This is a genomic window from Lactococcus sp. LG606 (assembly GCF_017309645.1).
Taxonomy (GTDB): domain Bacteria; phylum Bacillota; class Bacilli; order Lactobacillales; family Streptococcaceae; genus Lactococcus; species Lactococcus petauri.
Map to the genome: position 1 here is coordinate 843239 of NZ_CP071301.1, position 17521 is coordinate 860759.

General features: G+C 36.5%; 19 protein-coding genes, 1 other RNA gene and 1 pseudogene. 7 read left to right on the forward strand and 14 right to left on the reverse strand.

The features are described 5' to 3' along the window. Positions 1-217 precede the first annotated feature (217 nt). Positions 218-1093 carry a cation diffusion facilitator family transporter gene (locus tag J0J35_RS04120; protein WP_206917913.1) on the reverse strand — a complete coding sequence of 292 codons (876 nt, stop codon included), beginning with the start codon at positions 1091-1093 and terminating at the stop codon, positions 218-220. 215 nt (positions 1094-1308) lie between these two features. Between J0J35_RS04120 and J0J35_RS04125 the strand changes: the two genes are divergently transcribed. Then, a complete protein-coding gene (locus J0J35_RS04125) occupies positions 1309-2052 on the forward strand; it encodes a hypothetical protein (protein WP_206917915.1) in 744 nt (247 codons plus the stop codon). Positions 2053-2130: 78 nt separating this feature from the next. Here J0J35_RS04125 and J0J35_RS04130 read toward each other — a convergent pair. Together J0J35_RS04130 and J0J35_RS04135 are read right to left on the reverse strand one after the other, a co-directional pair. After that, positions 2131-2478 (reverse strand): annotated as a pseudogene (locus J0J35_RS04130) (YxeA family protein). A gap of 116 nt (positions 2479-2594) precedes the next feature. After that, positions 2595-2942 (reverse strand): YxeA family protein, encoded by a 348-nt coding sequence (locus J0J35_RS04135; protein WP_206917916.1) that lies wholly within the window; start codon positions 2940-2942, stop codon positions 2595-2597. A gap of 401 nt (positions 2943-3343) precedes the next feature. Here J0J35_RS04135 and J0J35_RS04140 point away from each other — a divergent pair, with 401 nt between their 5' ends. The 3 genes from J0J35_RS04140 (at position 3344) to J0J35_RS04150 (ending at position 5880) form a co-directional block, all read left to right on the forward strand. Further along, the gene (locus tag J0J35_RS04140) at positions 3344-4897 is read left to right on the forward strand and encodes a glycosyltransferase family 39 protein (RefSeq protein ID WP_206917919.1); all 1554 of its coding nucleotides are present in this window, start codon (positions 3344-3346) and stop codon (positions 4895-4897) included. A 179-nt stretch (positions 4898-5076) separates the two neighbouring features. Then, positions 5077-5616 (forward strand): DUF1440 domain-containing protein, encoded by a 540-nt coding sequence (locus J0J35_RS04145; protein ID WP_206917922.1) that lies wholly within the window; start codon positions 5077-5079, stop codon positions 5614-5616. Positions 5617-5721: 105 nt separating this feature from the next. Then, positions 5722-5880, forward strand: coding sequence for a hypothetical protein (locus J0J35_RS04150; RefSeq protein WP_165716880.1), 159 nt, complete (start codon positions 5722-5724; stop codon positions 5878-5880). 93 nt (positions 5881-5973) lie between these two features. On the opposite strand, the gene ssrA is transcribed toward J0J35_RS04150, so the two are convergent. The 4 genes from ssrA to J0J35_RS04175 form a co-directional block, all read right to left on the reverse strand. After that, positions 5974-6330: a transfer-messenger RNA gene (gene ssrA / locus J0J35_RS04155) on the reverse strand. Between the two features lie 45 nt (positions 6331-6375). After that, positions 6376-7125, reverse strand: a complete 750-nt coding sequence (locus J0J35_RS04160; RefSeq protein WP_206917924.1) for a hypothetical protein — start codon at positions 7123-7125, stop codon at positions 6376-6378. After that, positions 7122-8009, reverse strand: a complete 888-nt coding sequence (locus J0J35_RS04165; RefSeq protein ID WP_019294083.1) for an ABC transporter ATP-binding protein — start codon at positions 8007-8009, stop codon at positions 7122-7124. The genes J0J35_RS04160 and J0J35_RS04165 overlap by 4 nt, the downstream gene beginning before the upstream one ends. Before the next feature lie 205 nt (positions 8010-8214). Beyond that, positions 8215-8550 (reverse strand): putative DNA-binding protein, encoded by a 336-nt coding sequence (locus tag J0J35_RS04175; RefSeq protein ID WP_019294085.1) that lies wholly within the window; start codon positions 8548-8550, stop codon positions 8215-8217. Positions 8551-8857: 307 nt separating this feature from the next. Between J0J35_RS04175 and J0J35_RS04180 the strand changes: the two genes are divergently transcribed. Next, complete coding sequence (locus tag J0J35_RS04180; protein WP_004256833.1) at positions 8858-9556, forward strand: response regulator transcription factor; 699 nt, start codon at positions 8858-8860, stop codon at positions 9554-9556. Next, positions 9525-11105, forward strand: coding sequence for a cell wall metabolism sensor histidine kinase WalK (locus J0J35_RS04185; RefSeq protein WP_086582663.1), 1581 nt, complete (start codon positions 9525-9527; stop codon positions 11103-11105). The genes J0J35_RS04180 and J0J35_RS04185 overlap by 32 nt, the downstream gene beginning before the upstream one ends. Positions 11106-11143: 38 nt before the next feature. Here J0J35_RS04185 and J0J35_RS04190 read toward each other — a convergent pair whose 3' ends face one another. The 7 genes from J0J35_RS04190 to J0J35_RS04220 form a co-directional block, all read right to left on the reverse strand. After that, a complete protein-coding gene (locus J0J35_RS04190) occupies positions 11144-11851 on the reverse strand; it encodes a GntR family transcriptional regulator (protein ID WP_064305318.1) in 708 nt (235 codons plus the stop codon). A gap of 90 nt (positions 11852-11941) precedes the next feature. After that, entirely contained in the window at positions 11942-12994 is a 1053-nt protein-coding gene (locus tag J0J35_RS04195) for a BMP family protein (RefSeq protein ID WP_019293371.1), read from the reverse strand. A gap of 171 nt (positions 12995-13165) precedes the next feature. Continuing rightward, entirely contained in the window at positions 13166-13558 is a 393-nt protein-coding gene (locus J0J35_RS04200) for a cytidine deaminase (protein WP_019293372.1), read from the reverse strand. Further along, the gene (gene deoC / locus J0J35_RS04205; RefSeq protein ID WP_019293373.1) at positions 13545-14207 is read right to left on the reverse strand and encodes a deoxyribose-phosphate aldolase; all 663 of its coding nucleotides are present in this window, start codon (positions 14205-14207) and stop codon (positions 13545-13547) included. The genes J0J35_RS04200 and deoC overlap by 14 nt, the downstream gene beginning before the upstream one ends. 71 nt (positions 14208-14278) lie before the next feature. Further along, a complete protein-coding gene (locus tag J0J35_RS04210) occupies positions 14279-14473 on the reverse strand; it encodes a hypothetical protein (protein WP_019293374.1) in 195 nt (64 codons plus the stop codon). Next, on the reverse strand, positions 14473-15765 hold the full coding sequence (locus tag J0J35_RS04215) for a pyrimidine-nucleoside phosphorylase (protein WP_206917926.1): 1293 nt from the start codon (positions 15763-15765) through the stop codon (positions 14473-14475). Before J0J35_RS04215 ends, J0J35_RS04210 begins: the two co-directional genes overlap by 1 nt. Next, on the reverse strand, positions 15762-16367 hold the full coding sequence (locus J0J35_RS04220) for a class I SAM-dependent methyltransferase (RefSeq protein WP_019293376.1): 606 nt from the start codon (positions 16365-16367) through the stop codon (positions 15762-15764). Before J0J35_RS04220 ends, J0J35_RS04215 begins: the two co-directional genes overlap by 4 nt. 233 nt (positions 16368-16600) lie before the next feature. On the opposite strand from J0J35_RS04220, the gene coaA reads away from it, so the two are divergent. Continuing rightward, complete coding sequence (coaA, locus tag J0J35_RS04225) at positions 16601-17521, forward strand: type I pantothenate kinase (protein WP_019292344.1); 921 nt, start codon at positions 16601-16603, stop codon at positions 17519-17521.

Sequence of the window (17521 nt, forward strand, 5' to 3'; positions counted from 1 at the left end):
CACAAAAATGCTGGCCTTCATTGCTTAAAAAATTTTAAGCTTCTTTTGCTTATCTTCTTTCTTTTGATAGAATTAAGGAATGGTTAAAATTTTATTTACCTCAATTATTAAAGTAGCGATTGCTCTTTTCATCATTATTTCTTTTGGAATGATGATGTTACCTTCATTCTTACCTATCATGTAAGCAAAAAAGTACCGGTAAATTACCGGTACTTTTTTATTCAGGAAAAGGTTCTACGTGTACATCAATATCAAAAACTTCAAACTTTTCGGACAGTTGTTTTTCAATTTTCTCGGTAATCATGTGGCTTTTCGCAACTGAAAGTTGAGCATCCACATAGATAACGATATCTAGAAAAATATTAGCACCATAAGTTCTTCCTCTAAGAAAAGGTACTCCTTTCACACCAGGAATTTTTAAAATATCCTTCTTATATTTTTCCAAATCTTCCTCAGGAAAACCATCAGATAAAGTAAAACTACTCTCTCTGAAAATTTCAACGGCCGTTTTGATAATGATAATACCAATAATAAAAGCCGCTACTGTATCTAAAATATAAAAGTGAAGATAAGAAGCCGCAATTGCTACAGCCGCACCAATTGATGTATAAGCATCACTTAAGTTATCCTTTGCTGCTGCCATCAAAGCTTGCGAATTAACTTTTTTTGCTAATCTACTATTATAAATGTACACAGCCACCATGATCAAAGCAGAACCAATACCGACTAATGCAGATAAAGGATTTGGTGGTGTGAAAGAATTATTGACGATCTTTTCAAAAGAAGAATATAAAACTTCAAGCCCAACCATCAGCATGATAAAGGAAGTAATCATACTCGCAATATTCTCAAATTTCCAATGTCCATAACGATGATCATTATCCTTTGGTTTGCGGGCAAGTTTCAAGCCTATGAGTACGGAAACTGAAGCAATCACATCTGTAAAATTATTCAAACCATCCGCACGCAACGCTTCCGAATTTGCAAATATCCCCATAAATATCTTTGTAAAAGCTAAAATGATATATGCTGAAATACTAATCCACGCGCCCTTCTCAGCGATTTTCAGTTCTTTATATCTCTTGTTTTCCATATCCTTCTCCTTCTGAAAAAAATAACCTTTCTATTGTATCATCGACTATTGTAAAAACAAAATGAAATGTTGTTTTAATTTAATCAAGAAAGTTTAGAGCATTATTTTTAGGTTTCTCACATCTTTTTTCCTTTTATTCTATAAAATTACTCTTTTACAGTAAAAGAAAGCGTACTCTTTCTATCTATGATATACTGTAACCAGGAGATTAATTTATGAAAAAAATTATATTAGTACTTATTCCACTACTTTTACTTGTTGGTTGTGGAGCGGATAAAAAAGAGGATACTGCCAATTTTGCTCAAGATAAACAGTCAAGTGCTCACAGTTCCTCCTCTACATCTGCTCCTAATTCTTCTCAGGATACTGTCGCATCAAGTGAGCAGCAAAATAATTATCCTGAAGCTTTAGAACAGTTTGCTAAAGGAGACTATTCAAACTTTCATGGGCTCTATAAAAACAGCAACAATGACTTTCTAATCATCGCCAAAGACCACATTGAATATTATTCTCATACCGGAAAAGATATTGGCTCTGTCATTATCAACGAAAGTACTTTTAAATCTAAGACCGAAAATCAACCCTTTAACCAAGTTTATCTTTTTAATCAAGGCCAGATAGAGATCAACTTTAATGCAACAGCAGATAAGATTGAAACAATTCAGATTACAGATAATGCTGGTACTACTGCTGATTTTACTTTAGCTGCCCAACTTGACAGCAATAATTTTACTAAGGATACTGTACTTAATTATTTTAAGAGCTATCTTTCTAATCCAGATGATTATTATTTTGATACTGTGAATACGCAAGATTCTTTTGTAATTCAAGTTTTTTCAAAAGAAATGCGAGCAAATGGTGGGAGCGGAACCGTTGGTTTATACAAGGTTTTACCTGATGGCACTATTTATCTTGTAACTTATGATGTAGCAACAAATACATACCCCAAAGCCGAATAACCAATTATTCCTAAATTATAAATAATAAATAAAAAATCTACGGTCTTAGACCGTAGATTTTTTTATAAGTAAATTTTTCTAAATTTTATTCTGTACTTTTTGAGGAATATCTTGCTTCTGAACTTCCTCCCAGCTGGTTACGCCTTTCTTATCGTTATATACTAGTCTTAAATAAGCATCATGTCTGAGATTATGACTTCCAGTGAATTCCATTTCTTTGGCTTCACCCTTTTCATTATAACCGGTCAACGTATAATAGTACCTCGTAAATTCTTGCCCCGAATCATCTTTTTCTTTTTTAGCAATACCATCTTTTTAAATATGAACGTAGTAACTGTCGCCACCATATGCTGTGTGATACCAAGCATAACCTCCGCCGACAACAATTAATACAAGTGCCATGATTCCTACTAATACTTTTTTCATATTTCATACCTCATTTATTTTTCTTCTATAAAATTATTTTACCTTTATTTTTGCAGTTACAACTTACATTTTCTTAAGAAAGTAATATTCATTTTTTATTAAATTTGAAGAACCCACTATTCATCAAGTTTATCTAATGCCGTTCTAGGGATTTCATACTCTTTCCTGATTTTCCAGCTGGTTGCGTCCTTTTTGTTGTCCGCGTGAATTTCTAGATAAGCCCCAGCGTGGAGTTGTTGATCCGTTTCAAGATGAATCTCCCTAAGAGCTCCTCTAGAGCTCACTCCCTTTACCGTATAATTATAGTGACCTAAGGTACCATCCGAATTTTTAAGTGTTTTCGTATTTACCTTCCCTTGAACATGTGCAAAGTAAATCGTTTGTGTATAGCTAATATTTTCCCAAAAAAAGCCAATGTCTAAAATTAAGAGTACACCTAAAAAACCAAACAATATTTTTTTCATTTTATTTTTCCATTCAACTCACAACATTAAGTTGCTAGCATTATTTTACTCCAAATTTGTCTAAAATAGACTTACATTATTGTAATAATCAAATTTGAGACCCCTTAACTCTGGGCGAATTCGCCCACACAAACTCTTGATTTTATTTATGATTCTATAATTATTTCTTCTATATAAATGTCTCTTTTTTGTGTCTTTATTTTAGAAAATATTTTAAAAAAAATTATTAAAAATATGCAACTTTAGTCGTATAAAAAATTGCATAATCGGTATTTTTTATCTATAATACAGGTATAAAAGCCCAATATTAAATAGACAGAAAATATAACTCATTTTATCTCCAAGGGAATTTTCTGTTCAGTTTAAATATGGGACCACTATACTTATGGGAGTAATCATTCTTGATAAAGAATTCAAAAAAAATAATCACTAAAAAATTTTTTCTATATGAGACACTATTTGTAGCAGCTTTTCTCTTGAGTTCTTTTTGGCTTTTCAGTGCTATTCGTTCAGAAAATTTTTCTTTAGAGCAAATTTACTCAAAAAATGGAGCTTATATCTTCATACTTAGCTTAATAGCATTGATCGTATCTTATCTGAATCGCAATAATTTAAAACATTGGGTATCCTCTGTTATAAGATTTTTAGGTAATAATATTGTCGCAGTATTTGGGATTATGGTTCTCTTTCAAATAGTTACTCTTTTATTTGCTTCAGGCCTCTCAGGATATGATGTTTATGGAGTATATCATGCTGCTATGGGCGATATAAATTCTCAAAAATGGACCTATCTCCAGAACTATCCTAATAATTTTTTACTTTTCTTATTCATGAGAGTCGTTCATAGTCTAACTCTTTTACAACTTTTAAATATCATAGCAATAGATTTTTCTATAGCAATGTCATATTTTACAGCAAAGCATCTTTTCGATAAACAAACCGCTCGATACAGTATCTTAATTTTTATAGCAACCCTCGGTTTTAGTCCTTGGTTTTTAAACACATACAGTGACACCTTTGTGTTGCCTTTTATGAGCTTAGGGATGTTCTTTTTGACTCGATGGAACCAAGACAATATTTCGGCTCACTATAGACTTATATCTTTACTCTCTGCTGGTTTTTTCAGCTCCATAGCTTACTATCTAAAGCCCTCTGCAATTATTTTTGTGATAGCATACTTTTTAATTTCAATACTTAAGCTAAGAAAACTCAAACCTTTCTTTATCTCCTTCTTAGTCTTTATTATTGGTGCTTTAGTGTTTGCAATGCCTTTTACACTTTATAAAAACAATCAAAACTATGTTCAATTTGATAAAAATAAAGCGTTTCCTATGACTCATTTTTTGATGTTAGGCATCTCTAAAAATGGTATGTATAATGTACCTGACGTGAGACTTACCAGATCAGCCAAAACTGCTAAGGAAAAGAAAGAGGTGAATATTGACGTCTTCAAGCAAAGACTAAAACAATTAGGAACTCTAGGATATGTCAAATTCCTATATGGAAAGTATTGTAAAACTGTCCGTGATGGTGCCTATGCTTGGGGCGCAGACGGTGGAGGTAAAACTGGTTTCCTTGTCACACAGAATCTCAATCCAAGCAAAAAACTCTCACCTTTTATTCATTCAAATTTCGGAAAGTTTTTAAGAAGCTTTATTTATACTGATAGCAATGGTAAAGGTTATGCCAATGGAAAAAATACTTTTTTCTACAGGTTCTTTGCACAAATTATCTATATCGTTATGATTTTTGGGATTTTACTTTCAACTCTAAAATCAAGATATGATTTTAAAGTTATGTGGTTACTTTTATCTATGATTGGACTTATGCTCTTCTTGCTTCTCTTTGAAGGTGGGAGAAGTCGCTATCTTATTCAAGCCTTGCCTGTATTTGTTATCTTAGCAGCTTATGGATATCATTCAAAATTTAGCACTCAAGATTTAAAAAAGGATTAATAAGTAAATAAAAATCTAACAGTCAAAAACTATTCTGACTCTGCTTATTCCTTATACAACTCACAACTTCATAAATAGATAAACTCCTACTGTATAGGGGTTTTATTTATGAAGCTTTAGTACACAATTTTACAAAGTTTTTTTGTTAAAATATAAATTATATTAAAAGGAGTCATTCTATGTTTTCACTTACTATCCCTAGCGCTTCTCTTCAGGAAATAATTTTTCAAAGTATCTGGTATGGCTTTATTTCAGGTATGATTTCTGGAATGGTTAAGATTGGTTGGGAAGCAATCCTTCCACCTAGAACCTCTGAAAGGAATGCCACTAATCCCCCCCAACGTATGCTGGAGCAATTTGGAGTGCCTTCTTCACTTACTCATGCTTATGTTTTGTATTCGCGTGATCAAAAAGTGTATTGGTTTTCTTTAATTTTACATTTTAGTTTTTCCATAGTCTTTGCTACATTATTTATTTTCATTGCACAATATTGGCCTTGCATTGCCCTTTGGCAAGGTGCTGCTTATGGAATCATCATCTGGTTCGTTTGGCATATCGTTTTATTGCCTGTGATCAAAACCATCCCTGCACCTTGGAAACAGCCTTTCGCAGAACATTTCTCAGAGTTTTTTGGACATATCGTTTGGGCATGGTCCATCGCTGCCTGTCTATATTATTTAATATCAAAGGATAGCAGTGGAATTTTAACAAACATTTAAGTAAATTAAGTTTGTGTTTTAAGTTTATTGTGCTACAATAAGAATAGAATTTCGTTATATTCGTTATAGTGTCCTTTCGATGAGAAACAAGAAAGGGGAATGCATATGACATTCACTAATAACACTAAAAACTTCAAATACACAGTATCTCTAGATACTTCAACGAATTTATTTAAAGCTTCTATGGTAGATGCGACTACTTCATTAAGTAGTCTCGGCAACACCATTGAAGAAGCCGTGTATAATTTAGAAGCGATAGCATAACTAACAGCGCCTATTTGATTAGGCGCTTTTTTGTATGAAAAAAACCGCTCAATAGAGCGGTTTTCTAGTCTATAAGAATCTATATAAACTGGTCAATGGAGGCGAGGGGAGTTGAACCCCTGTCCAGACACCTTGCTACATCAACGTCTACAACCATAGGACTTTCTCTAGTTTAACAAATTTCCAAAGCCAGTCTCAAACAGCAGAAATTTGCGGTGCTTTAAAATCTCTTTTTTTATGTAAAGCCACCATAAAAACGTATCCGACTGAGGTTTAGAGCTTCAGGCCGCCATCGGCGAACGATCATCAGCTACGCATGCTGGTGTTTAGGCAGCGAGTGCGTAAGAAGTGTTATTTTTAGCAGTTATATTTATCTGCGATGGATTTAGGTGACATCACCACCAGTTGCAGTTCATGCGCGACAATGCCTGTCGAATCCGTAACGCCCCCGTTACGGTGGAATAACTTCCAGACATTAATTATAGCACAAGTCATTTAATATTTCACGCGCAATGGTCGAACCAAGATAGCAATAATTGAGAATACTATAATGCCAACGCAAATGCTGACAGTACCAAAATTAACTTGCCCTGGCGCATTTAACACATTAATTGGAGAAAGCAAACTGAGAGGCAACCAGTCGGAAATATCACTCAGTGTCTGAATAATCGAACTCACTACCATCAGTACTATTGCGGAAACAACTGCTAGAAATGCCTTCCGTGTCCAGACAGCAATAGCACTGCCAAATATGACCAAGGTAAGTAGAGCTAGACTTTGGAGCAAACTCGATGAGAGCACTCTGCCTAACTCAATTTCAGGAAAGAAAACCCAAGTTACATATGTGGCACTTACCACACCTACCAAATTGCTCACTAGGGTTACTAAAAAGGCGAGGATAAGCTTAGGCGTCCATAGAATAAACGAATTTCGGGCTACTGTTGAGTAGTAGAGTCCGAGGGAACTCTCCTTTTTCAGCTTAAAAGTATCAGCAGTAAAGTAAACCAAAACAAAAAGGCCAATCTGAGAAATATTACTAAAATACGACTCCATCAAAGCTTTCCAGTTGGGATCGGGCATGAGAATAATCGTCCCTTCTGTCCCACCAAAAGTCGCCAGAAATTCCTTCATATAATAAATCAAGACAGGTGAGGTAATACCAAAAAAAGCAAATAAAAAGAAAAGAATGAGGAGCCGGCTATTGCGCCACCACATTTTCGTTTCCAAAAGAATTAATCTTCTCACTTTTCTCCTCCTGTAATCGCACGCTCAAAAGCCATCTCAAGACTGTTGCTCGTAGCACGATAAGTACTTATTTTTTGCCCAATATCCGGGAAAATTTGTAGCAGTTTCTCTGTGTATTCACTTTTAATCATCAATTTTCCCGTAATTTCAGGATAGAATTCAATATCATTTACCTGAAGAATATCCATGACTTCTTGTTTGACTTGCTCACTTTTAATCTCTAGTTCTGCAAACTCGTCCATCTGACTATTTTCAATGAACTGATAAAGTGTGCCTTGAAAAATAAGTTCTCCATGATTTAAAACAAGGAGGCGATCGGCAATATTTTCAATATCAGCAAGAAGGTGACTGGAAACAACCACTGTTTTTTCCTGTGATACTTTAGTAATCAGTTGCAAAATCTCAATTCGTCCAATAGGATCTAGAGCACTTGTTGGTTCGTCTAGAAATATCAAAACGGGATCAAGTAAGAGTGCCACAGCTATTCCCAGACGTTGCTTCATCCCCCGCGAATAGCCACCCACTTTCTTATTGGGATACTCTGATAAACCGACTTTTTCGAGTGTCGACTCAATTTGTTGAAGGTCTTCTGCTTTTTCGTTCAAGGCGCAACTTTGTTGCAACACCTCTGTTGCGGTAAGGTAGGCAGGAAATTCAGGTGTGTCCGGACAATAAGCCAAAGCTTGATTCGCAAGCTTAATTTCTCCCTGACTAGCTTTATGTTGACCTAAAATCGCATGAATTAAAGTTGTTTTTCCGGCACCATTAGGACCAATTAACCCAATAATTCCTGGTTCTGCACTAATTGAGCATGTCACGTTTTTTAAAGCGTCAAAATTACCGAAAGAAACCGTTAAATCTTCTATTTCAATGATTTTATTCATATGTGTCCCTTCCTACAATAAAATAAAGAATTCCGCCTAAAGGAATCGAAATGATACAGACAAGTGCCCAAGCCCATCTTGGCAGGTACTTAACATGTGCACTTTTAAAAATATTGTAAAAACAAGCCCCTAAGTAGAGACAAACTAGCAAAATTAAAGGAACAATTATACGTGTATCCATTTTGTACACTCCATTCTTTGTTTTTTAAAACTCATCTTCATCGATTTTTTGAATTTCACGCAATATTGTTGTTAGGTGTTGATCCGATGCGTACTCTGCTAAAAGCTCATCAATCAACTGATTGCGCACCACATAATTAGAAAAAAGATGCAACTTCTCCTCATAACCTTCCAATACTTTTTCTGTTCGCTTAATATTATCATATACTGCTTGACGACTGACATTGAATTCCTCAGCAATCTCAGCTAAGCTATAATTATCTGCATAATAAAGTTCAATATAATTCATCTGCTTGTCCGTCAAAAGAGTCGCGTAGAACTCAAATAGCGTGTTCATACGATTTGTTTTTTCGATTTCCATAATTTCCTAATATTCTAAGAAAACACCTGATTTTTAATCGCTGTTTTCATCCTTATTTATAACTTAATTGTCCGTTATCTTTTATAATTTTATCATAATTATCGCCGTAATCATAAGGACATCTTCCTAGATTTGTAGCTTTGTTTTGAGATAGAAACTTGTCATGAACCTCAATGTCCCTAATAGATCAGAAAATCTCAACATAAATTTATGCAAGTCACGCAACTTCATCCTCTCTCAAAAATAGTTTTGCTTCCCTCAGTCGAAAACTCTCTTTGTCTTGTTATCAATATGTTATAATGGAGGAATGAAAAAGATTTTAATTGCGGATGATGATCGTTCGATTTTAACCTTACTTTCTTATAATTTTAGGCAGAGTGATTTTGAAGTGACCACAGTCAGTGATGGCAAACAAGCTCTGGATAAAGCTAAGAGAAATCATTACGATTTAATTTTGCTGGATTTAATGATGCCCGAACTCTCTGGTATTGAAGTGACAGAAATTTTGCGAAAAAAGCAAAACTTCACGCCAATTTTGATACTTACAGCGCGTGATGACGAAGAGATGAAACTGACTGGTCTTAATTCAGGTTCTGATGAATACTTGGATAAAGCAACTCCTATGAAGGAGATTATTGTCCGAGTAAATGCACTCATTCGACGCCACCAGCACTATAATAAAACGATTGAAAACGAAAAATCCGCGGAAAAATCTGGTATTAAATTTGACCGATTGGAGCTTGATTTCACTAAAAAAGTTTGTATCTTTGATGGACAACCTTTAGAGCTAACTAAACGTGAATTTGAAATTTTAGAGCTTTTAATTGAACGCTCAGGCGATGTGATTTCGCGTGAAGAATTGTTGCAGCACTTTTGGGGCATTTCTTCCGCTGCCGAAACGCGAACCATTGACGTTTTAATCAGCAAAATTCGTAAAAAGTTAGACAATCAATTTATAAAAACAAAACGAGGATTTGGGTACTACTTCTCTGATGAAAAAGATTAAGCTAAAAAATATTGTCATCTCGACAATCATTTATCTTGTTGCGACTGTGATTCTGCTTGTTTTTCTCAACATACAGATTCTAAAAACCGACACCAATCGTGTCTTGCACACTATCGACACTACAAAAACACTCCTCGCAGAAAATCCAAATTCTGCGCTTCCTAACAAGTTTCAGTATCTTCCAGCAGGTACACACAACCAGGAGACCGCAAAAATTGAAGAGGGTGCAGACTATGCACAGTCTGTCAGCCGTCATACTATTGAAATTACAAGTCCTATCCGTGTTGACGGTGTGATAACAGGTTATCTTCATGCTGAAGACAGTCGAACTTCGCCTTGGTTTACCAACTTAATGGTCGGTGGTTTTGCTTTAATTGTTTATCTTGCTTGTGCTTCTTACGTTTTTGTTCATGCCAGACGTAATTATCTTTTCACTCAAGATATTGTTGCTAAAATTAAAAATATCGAACGCAGCCCGCTCACGCAGAGTTACTTGATGAGCGAAAACGATGATAAAGTAACTCTGGCGCTAAACTCTCTAGGCGAATACATCCAAAATCAGATTTTATCGCACAGTGAAAAGAAAGAGAACATTTACGAATTCATTGAACTGTTTCAATTTCCTATTTTCATTTACAATGCTAAAGGAAAAATTCGTAAAACAAATGCTGCTTTCAAAAATGAATTTGCGGATACACATAACCTTGATATTTTCAGTCCTTATGCTGACTTTTTAAGTTTCTTAGTGGATAAGATGCTCAATCCGACAACACAAGAAAAGAACTTTTACTTTGAAAACATCAACGCTTATTATCAGGTACGTATTTCTCCTCTGCCAGACTTGGACAATCGTTTTTTAGTCACTTTACTTGATATAACTGCGTTTAAACGAACACTAAATGCCCACAACGAACTGATTGCTAATGTTAGTCACGAACTGAAGACACCTCTAACTTCAATTAAAGGATTCGCTGAGTTACTAAAAGACGACACACTTTCGGAAGCAGACCGTCACGAGTTTTCTCATATTATCAGCAAAGAAAGTTCACGCTTGATTGCTTTGGTTCAAGACACGTTACTCCTAACCAAGCAAAACATTCATATTGACAAGAAAAAAATCAACCTCTCCGCCCTTGTCGAAGAGATCTTAAACACTTCACAACCCTTGCTTGATGAAAAGCACCTGTCACTTCAGACAGACATTGCTCCTATCTCTCAAGTTACCAACCGTCAGATGGTGCATAGTATTTTTGAAAATTTGATTGAAAATGCCATCAAATATACAGATGACCATGGAAAAATCTACGTTGGTCTCCATCAAAACAAGAAAAAAGTTGTTTTCACCGTCACAGATAACGGTCCTGGTCTAACAGAAATTGAAAAATCACGTATCTTTGAACGCTTCTACCGCGTAGATGAAAGCCGTACCCAAGTCACAGGAACTGGTCTAGGATTGTCTATCGTGGATAAAAACGTCAGAGAACTTCAAGGACATATTGAGGTAATCAGCGTGCCTGGTAAAGGAACGACATTTACTGTTACTTTATAAAAAGAAAAAAGACTTCTCTAAAGGGAGTCTTTTTTCTTTTAGCGTTCCAAATAAAACTCAAAACGCTCCCCAACATACTGAGAGAGGACATACTCAAATGCGCGACCATCGGACAAATAAGAAATTTGCGTCAATCCTAAAATAGCATCGCCCGACTTAATCTTAAGGTATTCAGCAACTTCGGTGCTGACTTTTTTGGCAGAAATAATCTGTTGACTGCGATCAATTTCATAACCTGCTTGTGTCAGTGTATTAAAAAAGTTAGAGGTAATATTTTTCTTTTCAAAAGATTTTACCAAATCATAAGGAATGCTTGCAACTTCATAACAGATGGGTACTTGATCTGCATAACGCACACGTTCCATCCGGATAATCATTTGTTCTTTCGAAATTTCCAGCTTCTCGCACTCGACTTCGTTAGGCAAAGTTTTGAGGTAACTTAAAACTTCAGTTGACGGTGTTTTTCCCTGAGCAGTAATAATTTCTGTGAAGGATGTTGTGCCCCGCATCTTTTCGCGCACTCGGCGGCTGGCAACATACGTCCCACTCCCCACACGGCGCTCTAGGATCCCTTCCTCTACAAGTGACGTTACTGCTTGTCGCGCAGTCATTCGACTTACACCAAAGCGCTCAGCCAAATCTCGTTCACTCGGCAGCCGCTCACCAATCTTCCAAACTGTTTTTTCAACTTCTTCTTTTATCGCGTCATGAATTCTTATATAATTTGGAACATTGCTTCTTTGCATGGTGTCTCCCTCTGCTTTGTTTTTTTATTATTATATACCAATTTCAAATAAAAAACCAGCTATAATAGCTGATTTACATAATTGGTATAATTATTTTGCAGGGACTGTGATTTCACCATTGATGATTTTTTCTTTAGCAGTTTCAACAGCTTTCCATGCTTCATCTGAAGTATTGTTACGAGCGAGAGCTACACCTGAGTTTTTCAAGTCGTACTTAAGAATTTCACCACCAGGGAATTTGTCGTCTTTAGTTTTGTTTGAAACGTCTTTGACAACATTACCTACTTCTTTAAGTGTAGAAGCTAATACGAAGTTAGATTCTTTACCATCTTTAGATTTAAATTTACCTTCGTCTTCTTGGTCACGGTCAACACCGATAACCCAAACTTTATCTGCTTCGTTCTTTGTTTCGTTAAGAACACGTGCTTCTGTAAATACACCTGTACCTACACCACCGGCTGCTTGATAGATAATATCTGCGCCACCAGAGTACATTGCTGAAGCGATAGTTTTACCTTTACCTGCATCGCTAAATGAACCTGCATATTGAACATCTACTTTGATGTTTGGATTGACAGATTTAACACCTTCTTGGAAGCCAACTTGGAAGGCTGTGATGATATCTGACGCAATCCCTCCGATGAAGCCAACATGGTCAGTTTTTGTTGTTTTTGCTGCTGCAACACCGGCAAGATAAGCTGATTCTTGGTCAGCAAATGTTGCTGAAACAACGTTTTCTTGATTTTCAATCACAGAGTCAATAATTGCAAATTTAGTATCTGGATTGTTTTTAGCAGCTTGTGAAGTTGCTTCTTGGAGGCCGAATCCAATACCAAAGACTAAGTCATATCCACCAGATACAGCTGAGTTGAAGTTAGCTGTGTAGTCAGAAGCTGAGTTAGATTGGAAATAGTTGATACCTTTACCTCTTGAAAGGTTGTTCTCTTTACCCCATGCTTGCAAACCTTCCCAAGCTGATTGGTTGAATGAACGGTCATCAACACCACCAGTATCGGTAATCATCGCTACATTGAGATCTGTTTTGGCTTCACCACCTGAAGCTGCGTCACGTCCACGGCAACCTGCCAGAACTGCTACTGATGCAAGTGCAAGAGCACCAACTGCGAAAATACGTTTATTCATGGAAACGTTTTCCTCCAAATTTAAAAATTTTTAAAACTCTCGCAAGTAAGAGTTTTTATGTATAAGTTCATTTTAAGATATTTTGCATATTAATTCAAGCCAAAAAGAAAGATGTGGGATTTATCCACATCTTTGTTCGGAAATAGCTTTTTTTCTGTCAATTTTAGAATTTTATTCCAGTTCTTTAAAGGAATAAGGCAACAATTGACCCACTGATGTCTCTTTTACTTCTCCCGTTTTTGAGAGAAGGTACACTGGCATATCAGCTTCACAAAATTCAGAAACGACTTGGCGACATGCACCACAAGGACTGATTGGAGCGGCAGTTTCTCCATAAATATACAGACTTGAAAATTCCAAATGATCTTCGGATACAGCCTTAAAAATAGCTGTTCTCTCCGCGCAATTGCTCAAGCCAAAGCTCGCATTCTCAATATTACACCCTTGGTATACTTTACCGTCCGTAGTTACAAGCGCTGCACCTACAGGAAAGTTGGAATAAGGGACATAAGCATGACTGCTCGCTTCACGTGCTGCTTCAATAAGTTCTTTAGTAGCTGGCATTGGCAGTTTCACCTTCCATGATTGCGACACCTGATGAACAGCCCAGACGGTTTGCGCCAGCTGCAATCATAGCTTTAGCATCTTCAAGATTGCGTATACCACCTGAAGCTTTGACACCCATGTCAGGTCCAACAGTTTCACGCATCAATTTTACATCTTCAACTTTGGCACCAGCTGTTGAAAATCCTGTTGATGTTTTAACAAAATCTGCGCCTGCACGTTGTGCTGCTTGACAAGCTTTGACTTTTTCTTCATCTGTCAAAAGACTTGTTTCGATAATAACTTTAAGGATACGGCCATCTTTAACAGCATTAACTGCTGCAATATCACTTTCCACTAAGTCCCATTTACCGTCTTTAGCTGCACCAATATTAATCACCATATCCACTTCGTCTGCACCTTTTTTGATTGCATCTACAGCTTCAAAGGCTTTGACTTCTGAAGTGTTTGCCCCGAGAGGGAAACCGATAACTGTACATACTTTTGAAACTTCATCTTTAAGTTGTTCAGCAGCAAATGCTACCCATGTTGGATTGATACAAACACTTGCAAACTCGTATTTTTTTGCTTCATCAATGATAGCTTGGACTTTTTCTTGTGTTGCATCTGCTTTGAGGATTGTGTGGTCAATGTATTGATTGATTTTCATTTTTAGGTCTTCTCCTAGTTATTATTTATTATGCGGACTTTCAAGTACGCTTTAGTTGTGAACATTAAAATTTATTTGGGCTTGCGATTTTTAAGGTAAAGCATACCAATAATCGTATAAACCGAGATAAAGATAAGGATAAAAAGTGTAACTTTAAGCAGCGTATTATGTGCCCAAAGATTCATTCCAATTGCGCCAAGTACAGCAGCTGTTACACTTTGGAGAGCTTTTATTCCGTTAGGAATAGGGGGAAGTTCATTTTTCATCAGCGAATAACTTCCAAAATTTCAGGTGCATGGATTTGCAGGTCAGAAATTTCGATATTGTCTTTAAACTCCGCAATCAAATCGGAAGAAATTGCACGATTGCTATAAAGTGTAGCAATAAGATCGCCTTTTTGGACTGAATCGCCTACTTTTTTCACAAGATTAATACCTGCTTCAAAATCGATTGTATCTGTCTTGGTTGCTCTTCCAGCTCCTAGCTTCATCGCAACAATACCGACTCCCATTGCTTTTTCTTGTGAGATAAAACCATCACGCTCAGCATAAATCTCAACAGTATGTGCCACATTTAACTCTGCAGTCAAATGGTTAAATGCTGTTGCATCCCCGTGTTGCGCTTCACACATAGCAAGGAATTTACCATAAGCTTTACCATTATCAAGATTTTCGATGATTTCTGGAATGGTTTTTTCTACACCTGCTAATCCAAGCATAATTTGAGCCAGTTCCGCAATAAAGTGACGGAATTCTGGTGTACCTTTGCCATTTAGCGTATTTACGGCTTCCGTAATTTCATTACGATTACCAATAGCATAGCCTAAAGGCTGGTTCATATTGGTCAAAACTGCTACCGTTTCACGGCCAACAGCTTTTCCTAAGTCTACCATCGTGCGAGCCAAGATGCGCGCATCTTCGATATTCTTCATGAAAGCACCATCGCCGACAGTCACATCAAGCAAAATGGCATTTGACCCCGAAGCAATTTTCTTAGACATGATCGAGCTTGCAATCAATGGAATAATATCGACTGTGGCTGTCACATCCCGAAGGGCATAGAGAAGCTTGTCTGCTTTAACCAACTCATCAGACTGACCAATCACCGCGATTCCGGAATTCTTCACTTGGGTGATAAAGTCTTCTTCTGTTTTTTCAATTTCAAATCCGGGAATGGATTCTAACTTATCTAATGTTCCACCAGTATGTCCTAAACCACGGCCTGACATTTTAGCGACAGGGACATCAAAACTTGCCACTAAAGGTGCTAAAATAATTGTTACTTTATCACCTACACCCCCCGTCGAATGTTTGTCTACCTTCACACCAGGAATAGCTGATAAGTCAAATTCCTTACCTGAAGCAACCATAGCCATGGTTAAGTTGGCTGTTTCTTCTGTCGTCATACCTTCAAAATAAATCGCCATAGCAAGTGCTGCCATTTGGTAATCCGGAACCTCACCCGTTGCATAACCAGAGATAAGCCAATCGATTTCTGCTTTCTCAAAGTGGCCGCCATCACGTTTTTTTTGAATCAGGTCTACCATTCTGTAGGTCATAGTTTCTCCTTATAACTTTTTAAAATGTAATATCCTTTATCTTTGGCGACAATCTCACAATTGTCAAAGACATCCTTCATTTTCTTTTGCGCACTGGGCGCTCCCTGTTTTTTCTGAATGACGATCGTTAAATGCCCACCGTCATTTAAATGCTCATAGGCGTCGGATAAAATAGTGTGTACCACTTCTTTCCCCGCACGAATCGGGGGATTAGAAATAATAGCATCAAACTTTCCTTCAACCTGATCATATATGTTTGATAAAAAAATATCATTAACTTCTATATTATTTTTATCAGCATTTTTCTTAGCTAAATCAAGAGCACGGCTATTTACATCTACAAGTGTGGCTTTCAATCCATATTTTTTTGCTAAAGTTAAAGCTAGGGTACCATAACCACAACCGACATCAAGCAAAGTCTTCGCTCCTTCTGGTTGAAAATTATCCAGTAAAACACGTGAACCGTAATCAATAGCGTTTTTAGAAAATACACCTGCATCTGTCAGAAAGTGGAGGGGAAGCCCTAAAAGTTCAACCGATAGTTCCTGCACGTCATGTGCTAAATCTCGATTGTCTTCATAATACATATTTGTTTTTACCATTACAGTTTATTTTATCACAAAATTTTTCATTTTTTCTGGGAAAACCTTTACAGATAGAGAGGAAGGATGAGAAAACCCTTACATTATAATCTTGTTTTTTCAAGCAAGTCGGAGCTTCCTACCTTAGATACTGCTTAGGTTTAGGGCTTTCTTGATAATTTTATAAAGTTAATCTTGCTGTTAAAACAAGTCTCTAAACACAGCCAACAAGTAAAATATGCTAAAATATCCTTATGAATAAATTCATCAATTATGATGAAATTTCGCGAGAAACTTGGCAAAATCTCTACCTTTCTTCAATCGTGCCTTTGACAAATAAGGAGCTCGATGCCATTCGTTCACTCAATGATGAAATTTCACTCCAAGACGTTATCGATGTATACTTGCCTTTAATTTATCTGGTCCGCCTCTATAAGAAAAATATTGAAGATTTAAGCTTTTCAAAAGGCTTATTTTTACAAAAAATTGTTAAAACGCCGCCATTAATTATCGGAATCTCCGGTTCTGTTGCAGTTGGAAAATCGACTGCAGCTCGCCTTGTTCAACTTCTTTTATCCCGTGAATTTAAAAAATTAAGCGTAGAACTTGTGACAACCGATGGCTTTCTTTATCCTACAGCCGTTTTAGAAGAGCGAAACATGTTAGACCGTAAAGGATTCCCTGAAAGTTATGACATGGAGCACCTCTTAAACTTTCTTTACCGCGTAAAAAACGGCGAAACGTGTGAGATTCCGATTTATTCGCACGAAAATTACGATATACTCAAAGATCAAACTCAAACAATTGATCAACCTGATATCTTAATTGTCGAAGGGATAAATGTTCTCCAAAATCCACAGAGCGAGCATCTGTATGTTAGTGATTTTTATGATTTTTCTATTTATGTCGATGCGGATGAAGCTGTGATTGAGAGATGGTATTTGGAGCGTTTTGACAGTCTACTCAAACTTGCCGAAAATGATCCAAATAATTATTATCACCAATTTACAAAAATGCCTTACGATGAAGTGATGCAGCTAGCGCGTCAGACTTGGGCCAATACAAATTTGCCTAATTTGCGTGACTACATTGAGCCCACTCGCAATCGTGCAGAAGTCATCTTACACAAAACAGAGAATCATTACATTGATAAAATTTATTTGAAAAAGTTTTGA

Coding starts and splice junctions, on each gene's coding strand:
- J0J35_RS04210 (WP_019293374.1), bottom strand. CDS start 14,473: ATGAAAAATGAACTTCCCCCTATTCCTAACGGAATAAAAGCTCTCCAA.
- J0J35_RS04220 (WP_019293376.1), bottom strand. CDS start 16,367: ATGGTAAAAACAAATATGTATTATGAAGACAATCGAGATTTAGCACAT.
- J0J35_RS04215 (WP_206917926.1), bottom strand. CDS start 15,765: ATGACCTACAGAATGGTAGACCTGATTCAAAAAAAACGTGATGGCGGC.
- J0J35_RS04145 (WP_206917922.1), top strand. CDS start 5,077: ATGTTTTCACTTACTATCCCTAGCGCTTCTCTTCAGGAAATAATTTTT.
- J0J35_RS04150 (WP_165716880.1), top strand. CDS start 5,722: ATGACATTCACTAATAACACTAAAAACTTCAAATACACAGTATCTCTA.
- J0J35_RS04190 (WP_064305318.1), bottom strand. CDS start 11,851: ATGCAAAGAAGCAATGTTCCAAATTATATAAGAATTCATGACGCGATA.
- J0J35_RS04175 (WP_019294085.1), bottom strand. CDS start 8,550: ATGGAAATCGAAAAAACAAATCGTATGAACACGCTATTTGAGTTCTAC.
- J0J35_RS04195 (WP_019293371.1), bottom strand. CDS start 12,994: ATGAATAAACGTATTTTCGCAGTTGGTGCTCTTGCACTTGCATCAGTA.
- coaA (WP_019292344.1), top strand. CDS start 16,601: ATGAATAAATTCATCAATTATGATGAAATTTCGCGAGAAACTTGGCAA.
- deoC (WP_019293373.1), bottom strand. CDS start 14,207: ATGAAAATCAATCAATACATTGACCACACAATCCTCAAAGCAGATGCA.
- J0J35_RS04200 (WP_019293372.1), bottom strand. CDS start 13,558: ATGCCAGCTACTAAAGAACTTATTGAAGCAGCACGTGAAGCGAGCAGT.
- J0J35_RS04125 (WP_206917915.1), top strand. CDS start 1,309: ATGAAAAAAATTATATTAGTACTTATTCCACTACTTTTACTTGTTGGT.
- J0J35_RS04180 (WP_004256833.1), top strand. CDS start 8,858: ATGAAAAAGATTTTAATTGCGGATGATGATCGTTCGATTTTAACCTTA.
- J0J35_RS04120 (WP_206917913.1), bottom strand. CDS start 1,093: ATGGAAAACAAGAGATATAAAGAACTGAAAATCGCTGAGAAGGGCGCG.
- J0J35_RS04135 (WP_206917916.1), bottom strand. CDS start 2,942: ATGAAAAAAATATTGTTTGGTTTTTTAGGTGTACTCTTAATTTTAGAC.
- J0J35_RS04165 (WP_019294083.1), bottom strand. CDS start 8,009: ATGAATAAAATCATTGAAATAGAAGATTTAACGGTTTCTTTCGGTAAT.